At 67.6% G+C, this 8,461-nt stretch carries 7 protein-coding genes; 6 read left to right on the top strand and 1 reads right to left on the bottom strand.

What is annotated here, in order from left to right; all coding sequences use genetic code 11:
* A partial coding sequence (locus G3N93_RS28460; RefSeq protein WP_206134456.1) for a lipase secretion chaperone occupies positions 1-823 on the top strand: 823 nt, incomplete at its 5' end.
* 36 nt (positions 824-859) lie between these two features.
* On the opposite strand, the gene G3N93_RS28455 is transcribed toward G3N93_RS28460, so the two are convergent.
* Entirely contained in the window at positions 860-2,383 is a 1,524-nt protein-coding gene (locus tag G3N93_RS28455) for a PLP-dependent aminotransferase family protein (protein ID WP_174937085.1), read from the bottom strand.
* A 108-nt stretch (positions 2,384-2,491) separates the two neighbouring features.
* Here G3N93_RS28455 and G3N93_RS28450 point away from each other — a divergent pair, with 108 nt between their 5' ends.
* The 5 genes from G3N93_RS28450 to G3N93_RS28430 all read left to right on the top strand — a co-directional run.
* On the top strand, positions 2,492-3,595 hold the full coding sequence (locus G3N93_RS28450; protein ID WP_174937087.1) for an ABC transporter ATP-binding protein: 1,104 nt from the start codon (positions 2,492-2,494) through the stop codon (positions 3,593-3,595).
* A gap of 77 nt (positions 3,596-3,672) precedes the next feature.
* Positions 3,673-4,719, top strand: coding sequence for an ABC transporter substrate-binding protein (locus G3N93_RS28445; RefSeq protein ID WP_174938586.1), 1,047 nt, complete (start codon positions 3,673-3,675; stop codon positions 4,717-4,719).
* Positions 4,720-4,821: 102 nt separating this feature from the next.
* Positions 4,822-6,078, top strand: coding sequence for an ABC transporter permease (locus G3N93_RS28440; protein WP_174937346.1), 1,257 nt, complete (start codon positions 4,822-4,824; stop codon positions 6,076-6,078).
* Between the two features lie 37 nt (positions 6,079-6,115).
* On the top strand, positions 6,116-6,952 hold the full coding sequence (locus tag G3N93_RS28435; protein ID WP_011355761.1) for an ABC transporter permease: 837 nt from the start codon (positions 6,116-6,118) through the stop codon (positions 6,950-6,952).
* A gap of 220 nt (positions 6,953-7,172) precedes the next feature.
* On the top strand, positions 7,173-8,461 hold a 1,289-nt coding region (locus G3N93_RS28430), incomplete at its 3' end, for an MFS transporter (protein ID WP_206134455.1).

The raw sequence follows: 8,461 nt of genomic DNA, 5'->3' as shown, positions 1-8,461 counted from the left end.
GCCGTCGCTCGCCGGCTCCAGCGCGCCCCGGTTGCCGCTCGATGCCGGCGGCCATCTCGCGAAGTCGCGCGCGGTGCGCGACTTCTTCGACTACTGCCTGACCGCGCAGAGCGACCTGAGCGCAGCCGCGCTCGATGCGTTCGTCGTGCGCGAGATTGCCGCGCAACTCGACGGCACCGTTGCGCAGGTCGAGGCGCTCGACGTATGGCATCGCTATCGCGCGTATCTCGACGCACTCGCGAAATTGCGCGATGCCGGCGCGGTCGACAAGTCCGATCTCGGTGCGCTGCAGCTCGCGCTCGACCAGCGCGCGTCGATCGCCTATCGCACGCTCGGCGACTGGAGCCAGCCGTTCTTCGGCGCGGAGCAGTGGCGACAGCGCTACGACCTCGCGCGGCTGAGGATCACGCGGGATCCCGCGCTGACGGATGCGCAGAAGGCCGAGCGACTCGCAGCGCTCGAACAGCAGATGCCGGCCGACGAACGCGCCGCGCAGCAGCGCATCGACAAGCAGCGGGCGGCGATCGACCAGATCGCACAATTGCAGAAGAGCGGGGCGACGCCCGACGCGATGCGCGCGCAACTGACGCAGACGCTCGGCCCCGAAGCCGCCGCGCGCGTCGCGCAGATGCAGCAGGACGACGCATCGTGGCAGAGCCGCTACACGGACTATGCGGCGCAGCGTGCGCAGATCGAATCGGCGGGTCTGTCGCCGCAGGATCGCGACGCGCAGATCGCCGCGCTGCGTCAACGCGTGTTCACCAAGCCGGGCGAAGCCGTGCGCGCGGCATCGCTCGATCGCGGGGCGGGCAGCGTGCGGTAACGTGGGAGGCGCGGGCGGCGCGGCGCATGCCCGCCGCTATGCCGCGCGCGTGAGGTCCCGCGGCAGGTGTTGCTCGATGGTATTCGCGAGCGTGTCGAACGCGGGCCCGATGCCTTCGTGCGCAACGCACGCATAGCCGAGCAGCAGGCCGCGCCGCGCGGTGTCGAGGCTGCTGTAGTAGCTGGTGAGCGGACGCACGATCACGCCCGCATCGAACGCGCTCTGCGTGACCGCGCGATCGTCGCAGGCGTCCGGCAGGCCGAGCACGAGATGCAGGCCTGCCTCGTCGCCCATCACGGGCAGCGCGTCGCCGAAGCGCGCGCGGATTGCGTCGATCATCAGTTGCCGACGCTCACCGTACAGCGTGCGCATTCGCCTGACGTGCGAAGTCAGGTGGCCGTCCATGATGAATTCGGCGAGCACGGCCTGCTGCATCAGCTGGCCCTCGCGGTACAGCTCCGACAGCCCGGTGCGGAACGTGTCGACCAGATGCTCGGGCACGACCATGTAGCCCATCCGCAGCCCCGGGAACAGCATCTTGCCGAGGCTGCCGACGTAGATCACGCGGCCGCCATCGTCGAGCCCCTGCAGCGACGCGAGCGGGCGGCTGCCGTAGCGGAACTCGCTGTCGTAGTCGTCCTCGATGATCCAGCAGCGGTGCTGGCGCGCGTATTCGAGCAGCATCCGGCGCCGCGCGAGGCTCATCACCATCCCGAGCGGGTACTGATGCGACGGCGTGACGAGCACGAGCCGCGGCGGATGCTGCATGTCGCTGGCACGCGGGTCGAGCCCTTCCTGGTCGACGGGCACCGGCGTCAGCGTGAGGCCGGCCGCCTGCAATACGCTGCGCACGCCCCAGTAGCACGGCTCCTCGACCCATGCGCGATCGCCGATGTCGGACAGCAGCCGCACCGCGAGATCGATCGACTGGTGGATGCCCGTCGTGATGATGACCTGGTCCGGCGAGCATTTGACCGAGCGCGCGACGCGCAGGTAATCGGCGAGCGCGCGCCGCAACGGCCGGTAGCCGCCGCCCGGCGCATAGGTCAGCAGCTCGGGGTTCGCTTCCTTCCACAGCCGCGCCTGCAGGCGGCTCCACGTCCGGCTCGGGAATTCCGACACGTCCGGCACGCCCGGCATGAACGCCCCCCACTGGCGCCGTGATACGCCCGCATGTTCGATCAATTGCCGGCCGCGCATCGACAGGCCGCCCTGCGCGTCCGGCAGCGGCGGTTCATCGGCGCTCGACACAGGCGGTGCAGCACCCGGCACGTGGATCGCGGCGGCGTCCGGCCGCGTGTCGGCTACATAGGTGCCGCTGCCGGTGGTCGTCAGCACGTAGCCTTCGGCCGTCAGCTGGTCGTACACGTGCAGCACGGTATTGCGCGCGATCGACAGGTCGGCCGCGAGCGTGCGCGAGCTCGGCAGCTTGGTACCTGGCCCCAATTCCCCGGTCAGGATGGCCTGCTGCATCTGCTGCAGCAACTGGCGGTACATCGGCTCCGGCGAGCTGCGGTCGAGGCGGGCGGAGAGCCAGTCGGCGAGGATCACGGTATCCAAAGTGGTCCTACTTGGAATATTGAAATGGTTCCCTAGTATAGAACCGTGCGCGCCGTATAGTGGCTCGCATCTCAAAATCAATTGTCGCGAAGCAAGGGGACAGCCACGATGAAGTCCGATGATGTGATCGTCAGCTTTCGCGGCGTGCGGAAGACCTACGACGGCGAAACGCTGGTCGTCAAATCGCTCGACCTCGATATCCACCGCGGGGAATTCCTGACGCTGCTCGGGCCGTCCGGCTCGGGCAAGACCACCTGCCTGATGATGCTGGCCGGCTTCGAGTTCCCGACCGGCGGCGAGATCCGCCTCGACGGCGAGCTGCTGAACAACGTGCCGCCGCACAAGCGCAACATCGGCATGGTGTTCCAGAACTACGCGCTGTTTCCGCACCTGACGGTCGAGCAGAACGTCGCGTATCCGCTGACCGTGCGCAAGCTGCCGGCGGCCGAGCGCACGGAACGGGTCGCGCATGCGCTGAAGATGGTGCAGATGGAGCGCTTCGCGAAACGCTATCCGGCCCAGTTGTCGGGCGGCCAGCAGCAGCGCATCGCGCTGGCACGCGCGCTCGTGTTCGAGCCGAAGCTCGTGCTGATGGACGAGCCGCTCGGCGCGCTCGACAAGCAACTGCGCGAACACATGCAGTACGAACTGAAGGCGCTGCACGAAAAGCTCGGCGTGACCTTCGTGTACGTGACGCACGACCAGGGCGAGGCGCTGACGATGTCCGATCGCGTCGCCGTGTTCGACAAGGGCATCGTGCAGCAGCTCGACACCGTCGACCGCCTGTACGAATCGCCGTGCAACGAATTCGTCGCGAACTTCATCGGCGACAGCAACCGGCTGCGCGGCACCATCGCGCGCGTCGACGGCGAATTCTGCGAATTCCGGCTCGACGACGGTACGAAGCTCGTCGGTCGCCGCATCGGCGATGCGGCCGAGGGTGCGCCGGCCGTCGCGTGCATCCGCCCCGAACGCATGAGTCTCGCCGCGCATGGCGCGAACGGGCACGCGAACGGCTCGGCCAACCAGTTGAGCGGCGAGGCGCGCAGCCTCATCTATTTCGGCGACCACGTGCGCATGCGCTGCGCGCTGCCCGGCCAGGACGAATGCTTCGTGAAGGTGCCGCTCGGCACCGGCGCGCTCGATGCGTTCTCGCCCGGCGCACCGGTCGCGCTCGCATTTGCGCCCGAACACCTGCGCGTGTTCGCTTGAGCAGGGTTTCCCCGATTTTCCGTAGCACGTCGTCAACAACAACTGCCCACTTCCACCACGAGAGGAGAGGAACCACCATGAACCGAGCACGCATTACCGCACGGCGCACCGCGCTGGCACTGGCGCTCGCCGTCGTCGGCGCATCGGCATCGGCTGCCGAACTCACGGTCGTCAACTTCGGCGGCGCGAACGGCGACGCGCAGAAGGCCGCGTTCAACCAGCCGTTCGAGAAGGCGACCGGCAACAAGGTCACGGCCGTCGAATACAACGGCGAGCAGGCGAAAGTGAAGGCGATGGTCGAGGCAAAGCACGTCAACTGGGACGTGGTCGAAGTCGAATCGGGCGACCTGAACCGCGGCTGCGACGAAGGGCTGTACGAGAAGCTCGACTGGTCGAAGATCGCCAAGAAATCCGATCTGATTCCCGAATCGCCGCAGGTGTGCGGCGTCGGCTTCTTCGTGTGGTCGACGGCGCTGTCGTACAACGCGGACAAGCTGAAGTCGGCACCGACCGGCTGGGCCGATTTCTGGAACGTGAAGAAATTCCCCGGCAAGCGCGGCATGCGCAAGGGCGCGCGCTACAACCTCGAATTCGCGCTGATGGCCGACGGCGTCGCGCCGAAGGACGTCTACAAGGTACTCGGCACGAAGGCTGGCCAGGACCGCGCGTTCAAGAAGCTCGACGAGCTGAAGCCGAATATCCAGTGGTGGGAAGCGGGCGCACAGCCGCCGCAGTTTCTCGTCGCCGGCGACGTCGTGATGTCGACCGCGTACAACGGCCGCATCGACGCCGCGCAGAAGGAAGGCAAGAACCTGAAGGTCGTGTGGAACGGCAGCATCTACGACCTCGACTACTGGGCAATTCCGAAGGGCTCGCCGAACAAGGCGCTGGCCGAGCAGTACATCGCGTACACGCTGACGCCGAAGCCGCAGCAGGGCTACGCGCAGCACATCGCGTACGGCCCGGCGAACATCGCGGCGATCAAGGCGCTCGACGCGAAGACGCTCGCGAACCTGCCGAACTCGCCGGCCAACGGCAAGAACGCGGTGCTGGAAGACATCGGCTTCTGGACCGACCACAGCGACGAGCTCGAGCAGCGTTTCACCGCGTGGGCGACGAAGTAATCGCCGTTCAGGTGTCCTGATGCAACCGGCCGCGCGACGCGTCGATCGTGTCGCGCGGCATTCCGCCGGAACGTGCCCGGCCGGAGAGAACCGTTGAATACGATGACGATCGCGCCTTCCTCGCCGTCGAACGCCGCGCTCAAGCGCGAGCTGAAGGCCGCCGAGGCCCGCAAGCGCACGATGGCACTGCTGCTGGTCGCGCCGCTCGCAATTTTCCTGCTGCTGATTTTCGTCGTGCCGATCGGCACGCTGCTGACGCGCGCGGTGCAGAACCCGGAGATCGCCGCAGCGCTGCCGAACACGGTCAGGGCGCTGTCGGGCTGGGACCGCAAGGCGCCGCCGGCCGATGCCGCGTATGTCGCGCTCGCGGCCGACATGACGAAGGTGGCCGACAGCGAGGCGATGGGTGCGCTCGCGCGGCGGCTGAACACCGAGATTCCCGGCTATCGCTCGCTCGTCGCGAAGACGGCGCGCGCGATGCCGCTGAAGGGCGACAACGACGCGGCACTGACGCCCGCACAGACGCGCGACAAGCTGGTCGAGCTCGACTCGCGCTGGAGCGATGCCGCGTACTGGCAGGCGATCGCGAAGAACGGCAGCACGTATTCGCCGTTCTACCTGCTCGCCGCGCTCGACCACAAGCAGGACGGCTTCGACCACATCGTGCAGGCCGATCCCGACCAGTCGATCTATCTCGCGATCTTCGGGCGCACGTTCGTGATCGGCGTCGCCGTCACGCTGTTCGCGCTGCTGCTCGGCTATCCGCTCGCGTACTGGATCTCGACGCTGTCGGAGCGTCGTGCAAACCTCGTGATGATCCTCGTGCTGATTCCGTTCTGGACGTCGGTGCTTGTTCGTGTTGCCGCTTGGATCGTGCTGCTGCAGAGCGAAGGGCTCGTCAACAAGGCGCTGATCGGCAGCGGACTGATCTCGCAGCCGCTGACGCTGCTGTTCAATCGCGTCGGCGTATACATCTCGATGACGCACATCCTGCTGCCGTTCATGATCCTGCCGCTCTACAGCGTGATGAAGTCGATCCCGCCCACCTACCAGCGCGCGGCCGTGTCGCTCGGCAGCCATCCGTTCGCCGCGTTCTGGCGCGTATACGTGCCGCAGACCTACCCGGGCGTCGGCGCGGGCGCGCTGCTCGTGTTCATCCTCGCGATCGGCTACTACATCACGCCCGCGCTGCTCGGCGGGCCGAACGACCAGATGGTCAGCTACTACGTCGCGTACTTCACGAACGTGACGATCAACTGGGGCATGGCGTGCGCGCTCGGCGGGTTGCTGCTCGCGGCGACGCTGGTGCTGTACGCGGTGTACGGGCGGTTCACGCGCACCAACGTGAGCCTCGGTTGAGCGCCGCGCACTACGAAACGGGAAGGGGATACCGACCATGAAACTCGCCAGGCCGCTGTTCGCGCCGCACATGTCGTTCGTCGAGCGCGCGTGGTACGTCGCGCTGCGCGTGCTCGTCGTGCTGACGCTGCTGTACCTGATCCTGCCGGTGCTCGCGATCGTGCCGTTGTCGTTTTCGTCGAGCACGTTCCTCGTCTATCCGATCCCGGGCTTCTCGACGCGCTGGTACGAGAACCTGATTGCATCGGACGAGTGGCGGATGGCCGCGAAGAACAGCTTCATCGTCGCACCGTCGGCGACCGTCGTCGCGACCGTGCTCGGCACGCTCGCCGCGATCGGTCTCACGAAGGCTGACTTCCGCGGCAAGGGGCTGCTGATGGCCGTGCTGCTGTCGCCGATGATCGTGCCGGTCGTCGTGGTCGGCGTCGGCATGTACCTGTTCTTCGCGCCGCTCGGGCTCGCGAACACCTACACGGGGCTGATTGCCGCGCACGCGGCGCTCGGCGTGCCGTTCGTCGTGACGACGGTAGCCGCGACACTGCAGGGCTTCAACCAGAACCTCGTGCGCGCGAGCCTGTCGCTCGGTGCGAATCCGGTGTCGACGTTCTTCCGCGTGACGCTGCCGGTGATCGCGCCGGGCGTGATGTCGGGCGCGCTGTTCGCGTTCGCGACGTCGTTCGACGAAGTCGTCGTCACGCTGTTCCTCGCGGGCGCGGACCAGACGACGCTGCCGCGCCAGATGTTCACGGGCATCCGCGAGAACATCAGCCCGACGATCGCTGCGCTCGCCACGATCCTGATCATCTTCTCGACGAGCCTGCTGCTTGCGCTCGAATGGCTGCGCGGTCGCAATGCGCGGCGCGCGGTGACCTGACGCAGCGAGCCTGCCTGTTGCGCCTGCGTTGCCGCGCGTCCTGCACGGCAACGCATTTCCTTTCATTTTGCTGACTGACGAAGCGGTCGCCAGCACGTTCGATGCGGCTCTGCAACAATACGGGGCGCGGCGGCGCGCGTTCCATGCGGTGCGACCGGAACGCCGCCGCGAGTCCAATCCGCGACGTGGCGCACGCGTCGCTCGTCAGCCGAGCCTCATCTTGTCCGAATTCGCTTCCCCCGCCGGCGCCCATGAGCCGGCCGTCAACTGGCGCGCGATGTCCGCCGTGCTGCTGGCCGTCGCGCTCGCGACGCTCGACACCGCGATCGCGAACACCGCGCTGCCCGCGATCGCCACCGACCTGCATGCATCGCCGGCCGCGTCCGTCTGGATCATCAACGCGTACCAGCTCGCGATGGTCGCGACGCTGCTGCCGTTCGCATCGCTCGGCGACATCGTCGGCCACAAGCGCGTGTATATCGCCGGGCTCGCGGTGTTCACGCTTGCGTCGCTCGGCTGTTCGCTCGCGTCGACGCTGCCGATGCTGACGGCCGCGCGGATCGTGCAGGGCTTCGGTGCGAGTGCGATCATGAGCGTCAACGTCGCGCTGATCCGCGGCCTGTTTCCCGCGCACCGGCTCGGGCGCGGCGTCGGCTTCAACGCGCTCGTGGTCGGCGTGTCGTTCGCTGTGGGGCCGACCATCGCGTCGCTGATCCTGTCGGTCGCCGCATGGCCGTGGCTGTTCGCGGTGAACGTGCCGCTCGGCGTGTTCGCGCTTGCAGTGGCGATTCCGTCGCTGCCGCAGACGGCACGCGGCAAGCATGCGTTCGATCCGGTCGCCGCATTGTTCAACGTGATCACGTTCGCATCGCTGATCTTCGCGCTCGGCGAATTCGCGCAGCGCGGGCCGCTTTCCATCGTGTTCGCGGCGGCTGCGATTGCGCTCACATTCGGCTGGCTGCTGATCCGACGCCAGGCCGGGCACCCGGCGCCGATGCTGCCGGTCGACCTGTTTCGCCGGCCCGTGTTCACGCTGTCCGCGCTGACCGCCGTGTGCGCGTTCGCCGCGCAGGGGCTCGCGTTCGTATCGCTGCCGTTCTATTTCGAAACCGTCCTGCATCGCAACGCGGTCGAGACGGGGTTCCTGATGACGCCGTGGTCGGTCATCGTCGCGCTCGCCGCGCCGATCGCGGGGCGCTTGTCGGATCGCTATCCGCCGGGCCTGCTCGGCGCGATCGGTCTTGCCTTGCTGAGTGCGGGCATGGTGTCGCTCGCCGCGTTGCCGGCGGCGCCGGGCGTCGTCGACATCGGCTGGCGGATGATGCTGTGCGGCGCGGGCTTCGGCTTCTTCCAGTCGCCGAACCTGAAGGCGCTGATGTCGAGTGCGCCGCCCGAGCGTAGCGGCGGCGCGAGCGGGATCATCGCGACCGCGCGGCTGATCGGGCAGGCGACGGGCGCGGCGCTCGTCGCGCTGTCGTTCGGGATCGCGGGGCGCCACGGGCCGACGCT

This window comes from Burkholderia sp. Se-20378, from assembly GCF_017104665.1.
Classification (GTDB): Bacteria; Pseudomonadota; Gammaproteobacteria; order Burkholderiales; family Burkholderiaceae; genus Burkholderia; species Burkholderia lata.
The sequence above is the reverse complement of the archived record's forward strand: the minus strand, read 5'-3'. Positions and strand labels throughout refer to the sequence as shown.